The sequence below is a fragment of the Singulisphaera sp. GP187 genome, from assembly GCF_900129635.1.
Taxonomy (GTDB): domain Bacteria; phylum Planctomycetota; class Planctomycetia; order Isosphaerales; family Isosphaeraceae; genus Singulisphaera.
This window is the reverse complement of the sequence record NZ_FSRB01000001.1, coordinates 2,102,927-2,119,539: the sequence shown is the minus strand read 5'-3', so window position 1 is coordinate 2,119,539 and position 16,613 is coordinate 2,102,927. Positions and strand designations below refer to the sequence as shown.

At 60.9% G+C, this 16,613-nt stretch carries 15 protein-coding genes and 1 pseudogene; 9 read left to right on the top strand and 7 right to left on the bottom strand.

Going from position 1 to position 16,613, the window contains the following annotated elements:
- Positions 1-128 precede the first annotated feature (128 nt).
- From BUS42_RS08305 to BUS42_RS43565, 3 genes are all read right to left on the bottom strand, one after another.
- Positions 129-779: a class I SAM-dependent methyltransferase gene (locus BUS42_RS08305; protein ID WP_074310845.1), complete on the bottom strand. Its 651-nt coding sequence runs from the start codon at positions 777-779 to the stop codon at positions 129-131.
- A 394-nt stretch (positions 780-1,173) separates the two neighbouring features.
- A complete protein-coding gene (locus tag BUS42_RS08300) occupies positions 1,174-2,064 on the bottom strand; it encodes a glycosyltransferase family 2 protein (RefSeq protein ID WP_074306506.1) in 891 nt (296 codons plus the stop codon).
- A 571-nt stretch (positions 2,065-2,635) separates the two neighbouring features.
- Complete coding sequence (locus BUS42_RS43565; protein ID WP_159452190.1) at positions 2,636-2,806, bottom strand: hypothetical protein; 171 nt, start codon at positions 2,804-2,806, stop codon at positions 2,636-2,638.
- A 123-nt stretch (positions 2,807-2,929) separates the two neighbouring features.
- Between BUS42_RS43565 and BUS42_RS46385 the strand changes: the two genes are divergently transcribed.
- The 7 genes and pseudogenes from BUS42_RS46385 to BUS42_RS08260 form a co-directional block, all read left to right on the top strand.
- Positions 2,930-3,145 (top strand): SEC-C metal-binding domain-containing protein, encoded by a 216-nt coding sequence (locus BUS42_RS46385; protein WP_216821017.1) that lies wholly within the window; start codon positions 2,930-2,932, stop codon positions 3,143-3,145.
- Between the two features lie 463 nt (positions 3,146-3,608).
- Positions 3,609-5,717: a TerD family protein gene (locus BUS42_RS08285; protein WP_074306504.1), complete on the top strand. Its 2,109-nt coding sequence runs from the start codon at positions 3,609-3,611 to the stop codon at positions 5,715-5,717.
- A gap of 677 nt (positions 5,718-6,394) precedes the next feature.
- Positions 6,395-7,240: an ATP-grasp domain-containing protein gene (locus BUS42_RS08280; RefSeq protein WP_074306503.1), complete on the top strand. Its 846-nt coding sequence runs from the start codon at positions 6,395-6,397 to the stop codon at positions 7,238-7,240.
- Positions 7,233-8,147, top strand: a complete 915-nt coding sequence (locus BUS42_RS08275; RefSeq protein ID WP_143206270.1) for a hypothetical protein — start codon at positions 7,233-7,235, stop codon at positions 8,145-8,147. Before BUS42_RS08280 ends, BUS42_RS08275 begins: the two co-directional genes overlap by 8 nt.
- 31 nt (positions 8,148-8,178) lie before the next feature.
- On the top strand, positions 8,179-8,598 hold the full coding sequence (locus tag BUS42_RS08270) for a hypothetical protein (RefSeq protein ID WP_254053382.1): 420 nt from the start codon (positions 8,179-8,181) through the stop codon (positions 8,596-8,598).
- A gap of 318 nt (positions 8,599-8,916) precedes the next feature.
- The gene (locus tag BUS42_RS08265; RefSeq protein ID WP_083670021.1) at positions 8,917-10,668 is read left to right on the top strand and encodes an IS1634 family transposase; all 1,752 of its coding nucleotides are present in this window, start codon (positions 8,917-8,919) and stop codon (positions 10,666-10,668) included.
- A gap of 73 nt (positions 10,669-10,741) precedes the next feature.
- Positions 10,742-11,236: pseudogene (locus BUS42_RS08260) on the top strand (HEAT repeat domain-containing protein); the annotation flags it as partial.
- A gap of 181 nt (positions 11,237-11,417) precedes the next feature.
- Here BUS42_RS08260 and BUS42_RS08255 read toward each other — a convergent pair.
- On the bottom strand, positions 11,418-12,491 hold the full coding sequence (locus BUS42_RS08255; protein WP_074306501.1) for a hypothetical protein: 1,074 nt from the start codon (positions 12,489-12,491) through the stop codon (positions 11,418-11,420).
- Complete coding sequence (locus BUS42_RS43560; RefSeq protein ID WP_159452189.1) at positions 12,492-12,632, bottom strand: hypothetical protein; 141 nt, start codon at positions 12,630-12,632, stop codon at positions 12,492-12,494.
- Between the two features lie 320 nt (positions 12,633-12,952).
- Between BUS42_RS43560 and BUS42_RS44305 the strand changes: the two genes are divergently transcribed.
- Together BUS42_RS44305 and BUS42_RS08245 are read left to right on the top strand one after the other, a co-directional pair.
- Complete coding sequence (locus BUS42_RS44305) at positions 12,953-13,198, top strand: hypothetical protein (protein WP_074306014.1); 246 nt, start codon at positions 12,953-12,955, stop codon at positions 13,196-13,198.
- A gap of 5 nt (positions 13,199-13,203) precedes the next feature.
- Entirely contained in the window at positions 13,204-14,160 is a 957-nt protein-coding gene (locus tag BUS42_RS08245) for an ISAzo13 family transposase (protein WP_254053738.1), read from the top strand.
- A 175-nt stretch (positions 14,161-14,335) separates the two neighbouring features.
- Here the strand turns inward: BUS42_RS08245 and BUS42_RS08240 are convergent, their stop codons facing one another.
- Both BUS42_RS08240 and BUS42_RS08235 read right to left on the bottom strand, forming a co-directional pair.
- Entirely contained in the window at positions 14,336-14,842 is a 507-nt protein-coding gene (locus BUS42_RS08240; protein WP_074310843.1) for a hypothetical protein, read from the bottom strand.
- A 175-nt stretch (positions 14,843-15,017) separates the two neighbouring features.
- Positions 15,018-15,209, bottom strand: coding sequence for a hypothetical protein (locus tag BUS42_RS08235; protein WP_074306499.1), 192 nt, complete (start codon positions 15,207-15,209; stop codon positions 15,018-15,020).
- Positions 15,210-16,613 lie beyond the last annotated feature (1,404 nt).

Sequence of the window (16,613 nt, the reverse complement as noted above, 5' to 3'; positions counted from 1 at the left end):
TGAAAGTAAAACGCAGGGCAGGGTAGGAATGCTCCGAGAGCACGGAGCCAATGCCGTTCTCGACGATCACTCAGTTGCTGGTCGACGCGACGGAACGAACTCTCCCCTAAAGTCGGGAAGTTCGCCCCTCAGGCGCTTCGAAAACCGATCATTTTTCGCAGCATGAGCACGTCCTGATCGACCCGTTCGACGGTCAATCCGAATTGTGTCCCCAACCAAGCGAAGGTCTCGGGACTGTAGAAGCTGACGTGGGTGGGGTCATCCTTATAATGCCAGGTGGCGAATCGCTCCCGGTTGATGACGAGCTTGGTCATGATCCCCAGCCAACTCCCGGGATGCAGCAACGCGGTCAACCGTCCCCAGTCTTGCGCAGGATTGGAGAAATGCTCGACCACCTCGGTACAGGTCACAAAATCATACGTACGATTCAGCACGTCGGTTCTCGGTCGATAGAAAGGATCAAAGACCGCCATCGACATCCCGGCTTCTTCCAACATCACCGAGAGGGTAGGCCCCGGCCCACATCCATAATCCAACCCCTGCATCCCCGGACTCAAGCGACTCAGGAGCGGCCCGGCGAGGCGATTGAGAAAACGTCGATACCGCCAATCCGCCGGGTCATTCTGGTGCCGGTCGTACTCCGCCTTCTCCTCCGCTGCCTCCAACTGGCTCGCCGGGTCGGCAAACACCAGAGCACAGCGCAGGCATTGGAAGTAAGCTCGTCGTCGGTCCTCGACGTATGGCTCGGTTCGGTGCGCACAGAGGGGGCAGCATCGTATGCCGGAGTCGTCCCGGGTGGACTCGACGGAATCGATCACGATGCCGTTCCGATCGCTCGATTCATCAACGCGACCATTCCTACTTCGATAAGCTCACAGGCGAAGGTCGGGCACGCCTCGCACGTTCGCGAGGAAAAATGTTCTGCGGACGAGTATCCCAATCCGCGTCGATCGTCGCAAGCTTAAATTCCATAGGAAGATATGCCGGCGATGTGCCCGAACCCGATCCGGTTAGGGCCACTCAGTCACGCCTCTCCCCGGAAAACTGGCCGATGCCTCGGCATGCCGGCTGAGGCTCGAGCAAGACCTTGTATACATGCATATCATTGAATTATCACAGAATGTTCATAAATATTACATTTGTCGCAAATTAAATCATCAATGCATTTATGTTTCATGGACGGACGGGTACGTGCTGGAGATTCTGCCTCAAGTCCAGAAGCCGAGTCGGGACGAAGGTGCTCAGCCACAACGAGAGCGTCTCGAGGGAGGGGCTTTCTTGCAATGCTACCGTAAGAAAACGCCTCGCGAGGCTCAGATTGCGACCGTGGATGAGGACGCGGCCCTGCTGGATGTGAAGTTCGAGGATTCTCTGACGGACGGTCTTGGGATCCAGCTCCAGGAGTTTCCCGATCATCTCAAGGTTGGTGATCTTTGCGCGAGTGAATTGTTCGAATCGAAGCGAGAGACTTCCCTCATTTCGAGTGTAGTGGAACAGGTCCTCAGGGTAGGTGATGATTCGCCAGCCGGCCGCGGCCAAGCGGAGCCATAAGTTGTGGTCTTCGACGCTGATCAAGGCTCGACTTTCGTCAAACCCTCCCACCGCGTCCCAGGCCGTCCTGCGCACAACCGCCGAGGAGAGGCTGACGCAATTCTCCGTCCAAAGATTCTCAAACGTGACGTTCGGCGGCGCGGGGATGTAGGAGGACGGTCCGCGGGCATGGACCACGCCGACGTTCGGATCCGACATCAAAGTCATCTCGCGCTCGTGCTTGTCAGGCAGCCACGTGTCGTCGGCGTCGAGAAAGGCCACCCACTCGGCCGAAGATTCGCGCACGCCACGATTGCGTGCGGCGCCCGGCCCGGCATTAGCCTGTCGGACCACAACCACGGGCGACGGATAACGCGCAGCGACCGCGGCTGAGTCGTCGACCGATCCGTCATCAACGACGACGACCTCCGCGGGCGGGTAGGTCTGCGCCAACACGCTCTCGATCGCGCGGTCAATCGTGTCGGCACTGTTATAGACCGGAATTACCGCGCAATATTGATGATGTTTAAACATGATAAGTTGCTCGTAACTTGATTTGCTGTACGCGTACGCGATCACGCAAACCTTTTGAAGGGGAGCCGACTCACTTCAACAACCTCCCCGCGCAACGCAAGGGCTTTTTCCATCATCAGACGCTGTTGGCGAAGCCAGTGATCCGCTCCAAGCCGCGTTGAAACCTTCGTCGCGCGTGATTGATCGGGTTGGATCTCCCACCGCCACGCTCAGCGTGCCTACGTCTCGGGCCGCTGGGCCAGGTCGGCAACATTGAAGAATACCGGCTCGAGGCCGCCGAATCCAAAAAATGGAAAACTCCCGCCAACTCCCGGCCGCTTGCCGGTCCACGCGCCCGTCGACCACGTCTCGGAGTACGGTGGTGACTCGATGGTGACCGTCTTCAGTTCGGACGTCAACGCCGACGCCCTGCCGTGGCCGGTTGGAGTTGCCTCAAGATGCTCTGCCGCATCAATACGTACGCCCATGGCGAACAGGTGAGGCCATGGCTCATCGTATTCAACCCAGTCCCCGGTGACCGACAATCGGTGGGGAGAGCCAACCGGGGCAACCTCGATCGGGTCGATGTCCCTCAACTCTGCATGCAATCGCCGGATGGCTTCATGTCCCCGGCGATGTCCCACTGCCCGAACTCGACGACACCGTGGGGAACCGCAAGCGAATCCGCGACCACGATGACGGGTTCTGGAAATGTCGTGCCGACCGAAATGAGCACATTGCGGCCTGACCTGTCGGTTTCCATGAAGGCCCTTGGGCACAATCCCCGAACCTGATCCGACCGTACCGTGTCTCCAAAGCGGGGGAAGGTGAGGCAAGCCTCTCATTTTTGCCCACGACACGCCCCATCGACGACCAACGGACGGAGGTGTCCCATGCGACCCGATATCGACGATGCGCCCTGCTTTCGAGGTCATGTCCAAGCGGCGTCGGGGGTATCCTGAGCGAGACCCGCGTCAAGCGGGGCTCCAGGATCGTCCACGGCAACAAGGAACTCCAAGAGCGGCTCGGTCGTAACGACCTGTGTCCGTGTGGCAGCGGCCTGTTGTTCAAAAAGTGCTGCCGCAATGCGGGTTGCTTTTGATGGCGTGGCGCGGGATCACTACGAGCGATGAGGGTTTCGATCGCGATGATTTCCCCTGGAATGTCTCGGGGAAGCCGCTTCTGAAACCGACACCTGACTTCTATAATTCATGGACCTGGCGCGGGGCTGGGTTAAGTCCCTCCCCGTGCAATCGCACAGGCTATGGCGTGGGTTCCTTCTAAAATGGAAAATACCCACATCGCTTCCCTGTGCGTCTCTCCTCGTTACGACTCGCGTCCGGTCGGCGCCCCTTAGAGTGTCGGCTTGTGGTCAATCCGGCGGTCGGTCGATCCCTCGCCACGAGGGATCGATGTCCGCTCCTCCCGTAAGCTCGCGCAGGCTATGGTGTGGGTTCCTTCTCAACGATCAAACGGTCGTCACTTCCACCCATGTCACTTCCCTGCGCGTCGCTCATACGGCCCGGACTCGCGTTTCGCCATCGACTCTCGCGGAGGAAATTGCGATGGATCAGCCAATCACCGAGAGGGAAATCTATCTGACGAAGCGATTCCGAGTCATCCTGGACGAGGGCTCCGACGAGTGCCCTGTATCCGTGGTGGCCACGCTGGGCAAGAACCTCGAATCGCTCGGGTTCATCCCCTCCAAGGCCCTCTTCGAGAGGCTCCGCACGCTCTCCGCCGAGGAGGTGGCCCGGTTCTACGGCGAAGTTGTGCCGATCCTCGCCGCGATGGTCGGAGCGCATCGGCAGTTCGAGCCGATGTACCCTGATTTCCCCGCCCAGGTGATGGCGGCGTCCGACCTCGAACTCTACGTCAACGCCCTGGCCCACTACTGGGGCAGCTTCGTGGCCGACCTGACGGGCCGGACCGGCTATGTCATCCTGCCGAGATACCCGAAAACCGAACGAGATGCGCTCCAGGACGAGGTCCGACTCCGAGTCATCGACCTGGGATCGCCAGCCGATTTCGAACGGATCTTCACCGGCCTGATCGGGGCGAACTCATCGATCTCGGAGCGGGACAAGGCGATCCTCGCCTGGTTCGTCGAGAACTACGGCGATGACCTCCTGCGCCTGACGCCGGGTGACATCCCGCAGAAGGAGAACCTCGCCCTTCTGGCCGGTTTGCTACTCAATCGAACCGAGCCGATGTTCCTGCTCCCCCAACTGAAGACGGCCACCGACGTCCTCCGGGTCGCCGCCGTGATGTCGGGCGGCGACGTGTCGCTCGCCGCCCCCACCAAGTTCCGCAAGTTTTCCCGGCGGGAACGGCGGTTCTTCCTCCGGGCGCTGGAGGGTTGCGACGAGATCGCCGAGGATATGCTCCGCTGGAAGGGGTACTGGATCCGTCTGGGAGAGATCCTTCACCCGTCCGAGTACAAGGATCGGTATCCGCGAGTCCACGAGGCGTTCGACATCCTCCGCAACGACAGGCCGTTCGCGACTTTCAACGCGAAAGTCGAAGCGGGGCTGAACGGCAAAGACCTCGGCCCGACGATCGAACTGCTCCGTCAGCGGCCGGGAGTCTTCGCCCGGCGGCTCGACCACCTGCTGCGGCTGGGCGGCGGGCAGGAGGCCGTGGATGCGTTCTTGCTCGTGGCCGATCGGGTCGCCACGCCGGTCCTCGTGCAGGTCTTCCAGCACTTCAAAACCCGACCCGAGGGGCGGTCGCTCCGGGCCTTCTTTCCGAAGGGCAATGTCGCCAAGGTCCAGGTCCGGGAGGGAGCACTTCCCCCTCTGCCGGACGACCTGCCCGCACTCGTTGCCGATGGTGTTCGGGGCATCCTCGTCCGGCGTTTCGGTGCCCTGTCGCCGCTGGGCAAGGTCCGGGTGGACGATTCGTTGAAGTCCTACCTCGTCCCGTTCGCGATGCGGTCAGCCAGCAAGGCCCTTCGGACGATCGCCAGGGGGTCCCGGATCGACTTGCCCGAAGCGAACACCATCCGCTTCTTCCTTTGGTGGAAGAACGGCGACGAGCGTGCCGATATCGACCTGTCGGCCCTCTTCTTCTCGACCGACTGGGCTCGCTTGGGCCAGGTCGCTTACTTCAACCTGCGGGAGTCCGATTTCGGTTGCTTTCACAGTGGCGACATCGTGGACGCGCCGGACGGGGCCTGCGAGTTCATTGACCTCGACCGGAATGCGATGCTCGCGAACGGCATCCGTTACGCGGTGATGTGTCTAAACTCGTTCACAAGTCAGCCCTATTGCGACTTGCCGGAGTGCTTCGCGGGCTGGATGGCGAGGGAGACGCCCCAGTCGGGCGAAGTCTTCGAGGCCCGTACCGTCCAGGACAAGATCGACCTGGCAAGCGACACGACCGTCAGCCTCCCGGTCATCATCGATTTGGAACAATCCCAAGTCATCTGGACCGACGTGGCGCTCAGGAGTTCGGGGTGGATCAACAACGTCCGGGCTACTGGGGACAACATCGCCAGATTGGCAAGGGCGATGGCCACTCTGGATCGGCCCAACCTTTACGACCTCTTCCTGATGCACGCCGAGGCCAGGGGAGAGCCCGCTCCCAGCGACCGTGCCGACACCTTGTTCTCGGCCCACGAGGGACTGACGCCCTTCGACACCGACAAGATCCTCAGTGAATTCCTCGCCTGAGACGGTAGGTGACGAGTCAACGTGAACCTGATCAACGAACCCTGCCCTGAAGTTCGCTTCGCTGCGAAGCCTGTTGGCAATATCCAGAACTGAGGATGCATTTTAACTCTGGCGTGAATCATCGCCGGGGATGAAGCATTGCAATCCAGAAGCAACCGGAGTTTGATTCCAAACTCATGATTAGTTGCGGGTGACGGCAAATTCGTGACACAGGATGAACGCGATGGCGTTTTGGTCAGCCCATCGTATTATTGGGAGTCTCGTTAAAGTCGGAGGCGATGGCGGTCAGAGGAGTGAGCATGCTCAGAGGCCCGAGCCAGCCGCCGAAGACTCGCACACACAGTCGGATGCTCTTCGGCCAAGCTCGGAACGCCGAACGACGAGGTGGACTCCGACCGGCCCCATTATGGCACCGGCAAGTCACTCACGTCGATCACCTCACCCTTCTTCTCGGATTCCAGAGCTCGCTCCCAGACCGATTGGACATAATCCTGCGCCCGATGGTCATCTTGGGTTGAGAGCCCGCCGGTACTTCGGAGTTAAGCTCCAGTCGAAATTGGTGACGCCGTGCGATTGCGTGTCACGTTCGATCATAGCACCTGCGAACCTCGGGGCGAGCAGGTGCATCCACTGATACGGGCGGCGACCCTGGGTAGGGGATGCGCTCGATTCAACCAATGAGAGACAGGACCGAGGTGCTTGCCGTGGAATCGATCCTCCTCGTCGGGCTGGACGAACCCGAGATCACCGAACTCCGAAGTCGCCTCGCCCAGCCGGTCCTCGCCTACGAGACCTTGCCTCGTATCCAAGTGGATCGAGGACGGCTCATGGTCGAGCATCCTCACCGGATGAACCAGTTCGTCCCAGTCGGGCGTGTCGTCTTCCACGCCATCTTCGAGGAGGATTTCGATTTCATCACGGCGTTGGCCTTGTGGGGTGGGCCGTGCCTGCCGGGTGCCCGAGGCATGATGGACCTTCGACACCGGCTGCCGGGGCTGGTGCGGGCGATGGCTGTCACCCGCTTCGGACGGCTCCCCCGTGGTTATGCCGACCGGGGCACGACCGTCGTCGCCGATTCGGAGCGCGTCGCCAAGTGGGGCAACTGGCACTGCGGCGAGGACAAGAGCCGTTTCTCCGGCTCCTGGAACGCCAACCAGCCCACCCTGTTCGAGGAATACGTCGAGGGGGAAGCCGTCCGCATTGTCTTGGTGGGCGAGCGTGCCTGGCAAGTCCGCATGGCGGGGGATGGCTGGCTGAAGTCAATCCACCACCGGGACGCCGCCTTCATGCCGATCGACCCCGAGTTGCTCGACGACAGCCGCCGCCTTGCCACCCACTTCGGCCTGGAGATCGTCGGTGTGGACTATATCGTCGCCCCCGACGGCTCCCGGCACCTGCTGGAGGTCAACCACATTCCGAACGTTACGGTCTTCTCCGAAGTCCGAGAGGCTTACCTGGATCTGGTCGTCGAGTGGGCATCTCGCATCGACCTCCAGCCTGGGAAGGGTTTAGGACGTGGTTAAACCTCACCGACCGAGCGAAAGTCTGATCACCTGGGAGCGGGCACGGGGCATCTTCAATGATCCCAAGCCACCAGAAAGCGTGTGGGAACGCCAATTTGATTATTTCGACGACCAGTTGGATCGGTTGGCGAGGACTCCCTACTATCAAATCGACTTCGGTGACTTGTGGTACTATCACCATGACCTCGCCTACGTCGAACTCCAGCAAGACTTGTTCAACTACCTCTTTCCAGTCTGCCTGATGGACTGGCATGCCTCGCTCATGCAGAACCAGAGTTGCTCGCATGGCGATTCCGAGTTCCATTACGGCGTACTCAGCGGCAACATCCTTGAGAAGATGGTCACTCCACAGCAAAGGGGTGCCATCTTCGAGTTTATCCGTGACAGTTTTCTGGAGCGGCTCGATGCCGAGCGAGGATTCGCCTACGAGGGGTCGCGGACACCGGCCTACGGCTGGATCGGTCGGTTCAACTCGATCGGCTTGATCCTGCCCAAGATCGACCTGCTCTGGGAGCCTTGGTGGACGCTCGACACACCCGGTCGGGCCGTGGCGGCCCTTCAGTATTGCTCGGGACTGATGTACCTCGAAGGTGAGAACCCTCTGTGCGGACGATGGAAGACGGGCCAAGGTGGGGGCGGCCCCTATTTGTGGGAGACCGACAGCCTCATCCTCGACATGGGATGGAAGCCGGAGAACCTCGACTTCCTCTCCAGGACACTCACCGCCGACTTCGTGGATGATCGGGTCTTGAAGGCCGTGGCCCGGCTGGAGGGCGAGCCTGAGTGGGAGCAGGCCAGACGACTGGAAAATGACCTCCCTGAGAGACGGGAACTCGTCTCGCTCCGGGTGGCGGAACTCCCGAACCTCATCGCCAAGGATACGGGACCCGACGGTTGGAGCGTCTGAATTTTCCGAGTCTGCCGACGGAGATAATTCGATGGAGTCGCCTCACGATGATTCCCGATCCGTGGACGAGTTGATCTCGGCGGCCCTGAGCGAACCCGATGAGGATCTCGCCTGGAACGCCATCTGGGTCTTGAGATGGCGAGGCATTCGGGAGGTCTTCGATCGGGCCTCGGGGCTATGCCGGAGCTACTGCCCCGTTGAACGCAAGTTGGGGGCGGCCATCCTCGGGCAACTCGGGATTCCCAACCGTTCGTTCCCGAAGTCCTGTTTGGAAATCCTCCTGAGTATGCTGGAGGCCGAGCAGGACCGCAGCGTCATCAGTTCGATCCTTTATGCATACGTTCCGCACATCTCGCCTGCAATTTCTCGGAATTTTCACCTCCTGCTATTTCTGGCATACGCTGATGTATTGGCTCCCGCGACCCGCTCCTTCCATGATCTCCGCCACTGACTTGCTCACATCACGCCTCCTCGTCCCGCCAACCCATCGTGATCGTTCCCCATCGATTCTTCGCTTGTTTCCCATGCAAGGCAATGTCCCAACCGTTCCCTGCCTCCTTTCGGAGTCAAACTTGAGGATTCGCTTTTGACGTAAGTCTTGCGGGCCTAGACTTACGTCAAGGCGTAATTATTTCTGCAAGTCAACAAAATTTTCCACCTTGACCCGCTCGACTCTCGGACAATCATGCCGACGGGAATCACAACCCGACGCCTGTCGCCAATCGCGGGCATGTCGAGGACGATTTGATCCCTCTCGAGGCCATGGTCCATGCCAGAACAAAAACGACCGCGCCAGTCGAATCCCGCTCCCGATCTCAGTCCCGGCGAGGCGGCCCACACCGGCGGTCAGTCCCTCAAGTCCTTCCGGCTCGGCGCCCTTCCCATCCTCGATCGGATCATCCGCCGACTTCGACTGGATGACTTCCTCCGCCAATACCTTCCCCCCGAGGATGCCCGCCAAAAGATCGCCACCTCCACCGGCCTCCTTCTCTTGCTCAAGAACCTTCTCGTCTCCCGTGAACCCATGTATGGCGTCGGCCAATGGGCGAGTCGCCACCCCGCCGAGTGGTTCGCTCTGACCCCGGCCCAACTGCCCCACTGGAACGACGACCGCGTCGGACGTTGTCTCGACCGACTCTTCGACGCCAATGTCCCCTCGTTCACCCTGGCCGTCGCCACCCATGCCGTGGCGGAGTTCAACGTCGCATTGGACGAACTCCATAACGACTCGACCACAATCACCTTCCACGGCGACTATCGCGAGGCGGCCCAAGAGGACCTGATGCGGGGCCAGAAGACCCAGGCCATTACCTGGGGGCACAACAAGGATCATCGCCCTGACCTCAAACAACTGCTCTACGTCCTGACCGTCACTCGCGATGGCGGCGTACCGGTTCACTTCCGCGTCGAAAGCGGGAATACCACCGACGACCGCACTCATCGTGCCACCTGGGACCTGCTGTGCCAGTTGACCGGGCGACGGGACTTTCTCTATGTGGCCGACTGCAAGCTCGCCACCGCCGAGAACATGGCTTACCTGCACCAGCACGGCGGCCGATTCCTGAGCATCCTGCCTCGTACCCGCTCCGAAGATGGCGAATTCCGCGCGTTGTTGTACCAGGACCAGGTGACCTGGAAGCCGATCCATGAGAAGCGGGATGAGAAGGGAGTTCTCCTGGAACGCTACAGCGTGGCCGACCAGGCGACCCTCAGTGCCGAGGGCTACCGTCTGATCTGGTGTCACAGCACACGGAAAGCGGAAGTCGACGCATCATCACGTCATCAGCAAGTGGAGCGTGCGTTGCTGGCGTTGTCGGAACTGCGGTTAAAACTCAGCTCGCCGCGTAGCCGCTATCGCCAACTCGGAAAGGTCAAGGAGGCGGTCGCGGCCATCCTGGAGCCGCGGGACTTGGCCCGGTGGATCACAGTCGAAGTCGTGGAAAAACGGGAGGAAACTTACCGTCAGGAGGGGCGTGGCCGTCCCAACGACAAGACGCGCTACGTGAAAGAGGAGACCGTTCGCATCGCATTGACTTACCGCATCGACCATGTTGCTCTCGCGGCGGAAATGTGCGTCGACGGTGTCTTTCCCCTAATCACCAACGAGTTATTGCTTACTGAGGAAGAATTGCTATTAGCATACAAGCGTCAGCCGGTAATCGAGAAGCGGTTTTCGCAACTCAAGACAGACTTCGAAGTGGCTCCCGTGTACCTGCAGAACGTGGGGCGGATCCAGTCGCTGCTTTGCGTCTATTTCTTGGCCCTGTTGACCGAGGCGCTGCTGGAGCGGGAACTGCGTGCGGCGATGAAACGCGATGGTGTGAAGAGTGTGCCTCTGTACCCGGAAGGTCGAGCGTGCCATCGCCCGACGGCACGTCGGGTGATTGATTTGTTCGAGGAGGTGCAGCGTCATCAGCTGATCGTGGAGGGGCAAGCGCCAGTGGAATTCACGACCGAGCTCTCCAAGTTGCAACGCCAGATTCTGAACCTGCTTGGCATGGCGACGGCCTACGATCGCTGAAATTGCAGGCCGCCGGAAATTCGGAGATAATGAACCAGAGATGTGCGGAACGTAGGTTTATGCGCTCTCGCACCTCAGAATGCCCGAGGCCATCGGGCCTGCGGCGAGATTCCGAGAAGATGCCGATCCTGACGTGCGTGATGGCGTCGTCCACGCCATGATGGGGCACGAGGACCCGCTGGCCATCGAGGTCCTGATCGGACTCACCAGGGACCGGGAATCCTACATCCGGGACTGGGCCTGCTTTGCGTTGGGGACGCAGGTCGAGGTGGGCACGCCTAATTTGCGAGACGCCCTCGCCGAACGGCTCACCGACGAGGATGACGATGCCCGCCGCGAGGCGATGGTCGGCCTGGCCCGCCGGAAGGATCTGCGGGTGGTCTCGCCCCTCCTCGCAGCACTGTCGTCGAAATCGGTCTGGAGCATGGAGGTCGAGGCAGCCTCACTGATCGCCGACCCTCGGCTCTACCCGGAACTGATCGCCCTCCGGGGTTGGTGGGAGGTCGATGTCGAGCTACTGGAGGAGGCAATCCTCGCCTGCTCACCCCGCCCGGAATTCTCAAGCTGAATGGGGATCGGCGAATTCCTCTCGCACCAGGGCAAATCTTTCTTCGTGGTATGGCAGAATCGATGGACAACATCCAGGCCCACGAGGTCGTGCAGGCGCATCGAGCTTCTTCCCCCGGCCCCGGTCGGCCGTATCTCGGTTCGACGGTCATCGCAGCTTGACTTCCCGTTCTGGGTGTCCGTCAGAGCCACACGGGGTTGTTCCGGACGTTGCCCCCACAGCAGGGCCAGTGGGTCTCGGCCAGTGAGCCCAGTCCCTCACCCGCGAAGTCAGCCTCATAGCCGACGGAGAACACGAGCGAGCCGCCGGGCGACAGGAGCATCCGGCCAATCAGACCCTGCTCGGCGGCCAGCGGGTCCGAGTAGATGACCACTTTGGTCATCGTGTCGTCGATCAGGACGAGTTCCCCGTTCCTCCAGAAGGCGACGACGCCCTCACGGCTGATCGCCGGGTAGGAGGAATAATACCCATCCAATAAGGGGCCGTTGCCGACGCCGCCGTCATCTTGCAAGGTCACAAACCGCATACGTGAGGGCAGGCGGTTCTCCATCTCCAGGGAACGGACTCGGCCTTGTTCGTCGATCACGAGAAATCCATGGCTCTCCCATCGCCGTTGGACCGACCCGTCGTGGTCGAGCAGGCGGGTCTCGAAGGCCCCGTAACCCTGAAGGCCATGGTAGAAACGCCCCAGACCTGCGACGGCCAGCGTGCTCGTCGGGGCGGGTTCCGTTACCCAGAGCAGATCACCGCTCGCGGCGTCGAGGCCGTAAGAGCACCCGATCCCGCTCCTCGGGAACTCGTAAAGACTGGCGAGCAGGCGGTCGCCCGACAGCAGCAATGGCTCGGACCCGCCGTAGCGGATGGGCTCCCACGTCTCGGGCTGCCAAGGTCGCTTGGGCTTCATCTCCCAGCCAGTACCGCCCCCTACTTCGACTACGCCCGTGTAGCCGATCGCGCCGATCGGCAGTGTCGTTGACCAGAGGACCGAGCCGGATGGGCCGAGCTTCAGGACCCTGGGTCCCCAGGTGCGGGGAGCCCCCGGCCGGTACAGGCAAGCGTAAACGCCGTCGGGGGCGAGCAAAAAGCTGCCGAGCCGCTCCCGGTCATCCCGAGCGAGGTCGAGCGTCTTGAGGTTACGACCGTCGTGATCGATTTCGATGAGGAGGTCACCCAGACCGACCCAAGGTCGCCCGTCGTCGGCGACCCGCAGAGTCAGCGGCCGATGAGACCTTATCGTCCACTCCCGCTCCCACATTCACCTGCCCATGAGATCGATGCAGGCCAGCTTCCCCTGAGTGGTCAAGGCGAAGATCCTGCCGCTGGGCGACAAGGCGACCTGCGCGACCTGGCCTCCGACAGCGACCCGCTTCGGCCTCCTCGTATCACGTTTGGGCATTGGACGCATTCTCCTCTCAGAACCATTCGGTGCGGAACAGAGCGGGCACCTGATCAACTCACCCCGGCGGCGTGATCTCGACGTGGACATTGTTGGAGTCGAGATCGTCCAGGTTGCCCTGAAAGAACCGAAAAAGTTCCGTCGTGGGGTCTCGGAGGTCGGCGACCTGCCGGTCCGTCTCTTCTGGGAAATCCTGCGTGGAAGTCGATCAGAAGCGGCCAGAAATGCAGGACTGAGGAATAGGCCGGGAATAACTTCCGTGGTTGGCATCGGTTAGGATGTCAGACCAGATGTTTGGAGGGAGTATACGGGAGGGTCACATGGAAGCCTACACACCGACAGTCCAACGGATGATGAAACGGCTTTTCGGCTCGTTGAAAGAGAACGACCGGCGGCGGTATGCGGCGATTGAGGCCGCGAAGTTGGGGCACGGCGGGGTCGAGTACATCGCGGGTGTCCTGGAGTGTGACCCGAAGACGATCCGGTTGGGCCTCGGGGAATTGGAAGGCGAGGACGACCTGGACACGGGCCGCACTCGCAAAAAAGGGGCGGCCGGAAACGGTTGATCGAGGTGGACTCGGCCATCGAAGCGAACTTTCACAAGGTCCTTGAGGACCACACCGCGGGCGACCCGATGCGACTCGAAGTGAAATGGACCAACTTGTCACGGCGCCAGATCGCCAAGCGGATGGAGGAATTGGGGACACGCGTCAGTCGCGACATCGTCTCGAAGTTGCTCCGGAAGCATGGTTACCGCAGGCGGAAGGCGGTGAAGAAGAAGACGATGGGGCCGCGCCACCCGGATCGCAACGCCCAGTTCGAGAATATCTCCCGTCTCAAGAAGAGGTACTTGAAGGCCGGCTTGCCGGTAATCAGCATCGACACGAAGAAGAAGGAATTGCTGGGCGATTTCCAACGCGACGGGGTGATCGATACTCAAGAAACGATCGTGGTCAACGACCATGACTTCGGGAGCATGGGCTCGGGTACTGTGATCCCGCACGGGATCTACGACGTGGGGCGGAACCTTGGATTCGTCCACCTCAACACCAGCCACGACACCAGCGAACTGGCCTGTGACAGCATCGCGGCTTGGTGGGAATCTGACGGTCGGTCGGCCTATCCCGGGGCAAAGAAACTGCTGGTGCTGTGCGACGGCGGAGGTAGCAATAGTGCGTCGAGATATGTATTCAAGGAGCAACTTCAGAAGTTGGCGAATCGGCTGGGCATCGAGATCCGAATCGCCCATTACCCGCCGTACTGCTCGAAGTACAACCCGATCGAGCACCGCCTCTTCCCGCACGTGACGCGGGCCTGCCGCGGGGTGATCTTTCGAACGTTGGAGACGGTCCAGTACTACATCTCCAAGACCGAGACTGCCACGGGCTTGAAGGTGGCAGTGCGAATCCTTGAGAAGGTGTATCAGACCGGCATGAAGTGCGCCGAGGGATTCAAGGAGGGCATGAAAATTGTCTTCGACAAAGTCCTGCCCAAATGGAACTACCGGGCTCTCCCCAAACCAGCATGAAAACGGGAAGTTATTCCCGGCCTATTCCTGAGGGGTACGCCAAGCCGAGGGTCCATTCGGGTGTCTTGTGCGCCCGGCATCACCACGAGATGATTGGGAAAAAGCCGTCCCCGGACTATTGAGTCATAGGTAAATCTTGCTCTGGCCCGGTTTCGAGGATGCTCGGACCCAGGCGTCAGTAACGTTCGCCGGTGGGGTCGAGCCGCCGCCTGAGCCGTCTTGACTTGATTGTACCGTTCGGTAAGCAGGCCCGGCAGGGACATGGACGTGTCCGGTTGGCGTCAGGCTGATAGCGCCAGCCGATCACCTGACGGGGCGTGCGGAAGCGGAGGATCTCGTCGTTGCGGATCTTGCGTGGCACAATGACCTCGAACCCACGAGTGTCGGCCAACTCCATCAGCATCCCGATAGCCCCGCCCACGGTCGTCTCAGCGTGCGGGCGATTGTAATGCCCAACCCAGGCTGGGTCATCAGATCGGAGGCGGAAATCGACAGCCACGATCGTCCTCTGTCCCCGCCGCTTCAACTCCCGGAGCCATTGGTGCGTGGTGAAGTAGTCGGGAAGGACCGGCATGCAGAAGACGCCTCTGTATGTGCCGAATCCGCCGGTGGCCACCCTGATCCCGGACCGGCGAATCGCACCGGCATGCTTCTCGGAGGTCAGATGAGTGAGGATCGGCATGATCTCGGTACTCTCGCTGGGCGGGCCTGGGGTCCCTGACGTTTGCTCGACGTTATGGAGCGTGAAAGACCACGATCGGTTCGCCAAGCGAATCGAGACAGGGAGCAAATGGAGGCGACCGTCGCCGCAATTCCAGGCCCCGGAACCGGCCTCGGCCACTCCGAACCATGACTCGTCAGCGATCGGCCTCCAGCAGCTTCCGGTCCTCGTCGCCCCAGCGATCGAGCACCCAGCGGGCGATGTAATGGGGTTCCCGCTCCCCGTTCGATTTCGGCTCCCTATGGCGTGCTTCGATGGCTTGGAGCCGGTCCAGTGCGGCCCGATACTCGCCACGCTTCGCTGGCGTCATCGTCCCGTCAGACTTCATGGCCCGCACACGCTCCGTGCAGGTCAGTGGCGACGGCTGGCACTACGTCCGCTCTGCGGCGAAGACGGCCTGAAGTTCGAGGAAGTCATCGACCGCCTGCGGAGTCGATGCGTCCCCGAAAACCTCTCGGCCCAAGATTTCCTTGTAGCGCTCAAACGCCAGGTCGGGATTGCGGCTGAACTCCCGGTAAGCGCGATGCGGCTGACCTGCATCGGCAACTCGTCGTAGGGCGGATTAACAGGGTCCAGCCAGCCGAACCCCTGGGGCACCTGCCTCTTCCTCTTGAGCCACGCCTGTCCCTCCTCGGCCCCAGTGGTGACAAACGCCACCACGAACATCATTTGCCTTGTCATCATAGGAGGAAGTCTCCCAGGTCTCGACCCCTCGTTGACCTGACCGCGTGCCTCGCTTCTGAAGCCTCCACCCGTGGGAGCAGGGAAGCTTTCCCTCCTCACTGACCTGGGAGGCATCACAGCGTGACAACCGTTAGAAGAGGTTTTCGGGATCGATGGACGACGAGTGCCGATCGGTCCGGTTCGCAACCACGATTCGTCGAGCTATCAGGCCGGGCCCTCCGGTGAGCGGTCTCACAGTCGTGGGGGCATGACACCCTTCCCTACCCCGAGCCGAAGGCTCACCGAACGAGTCGGGCGACAGCGAAGTGCAATCGGAAGTCCCATAGGTTCCGAACGTCGGAAGGCCAACTCACGGTTGCCTGTCTGGACCGTCCTCAAACGGCACATGCTCAATCGGCTCCCCGCTCGAATGGTTCTCGCCTGGAATGTCATCGGCATGACCAAGGTCAAGGTGTGGTCAAAAGCGTTCGTAATGGAACGAGCGGAGGAGGCCCTTGGCGTCAAATTCGAGGTCGATCCAAACCAGGGATTGAGGCTGCGTGATTATCATCCAACTCGTCCCATCGGGCCTCTTGCCTTCAGAAGTCGGCTGTCCCACGATGGCCACGGCTTCCGGTTTCGTCATCCCGACTCGCAAGCCGTCCAATGACGGCAGTCCCCAGCCCTGACACGTCCAGGTGCAACTGGCGGGCAGAGCCAAGACGATGCCGAAGATGCAGGTGATCATGGTCCGACGTTTCATCGAGCCGCCGCGAGAAGTCGGGCTGTCAGCCATCGAATTTTTCCGAATTAGGGTGGTCTAGCTCTTCGTCCCACCAAGGCTCAATCGTACTTGGCTGGACCCATCCCTTGATGAGTCGGTGCTCCGCTATCGTCTCGCAACGTCGGCATCGGTGCCAACTTGAAGGTGGGGGCCGGATGACATTCACGCTGAGGCATTCCATCGTCCTGGCCCCGCACGACGGACACGCCTTTCGGCCCGCGATTATGCTGTACGGAGCCACAACAAGGGCGACGTAGAGGCCGTACACAAGGAAGGTCGAGATGG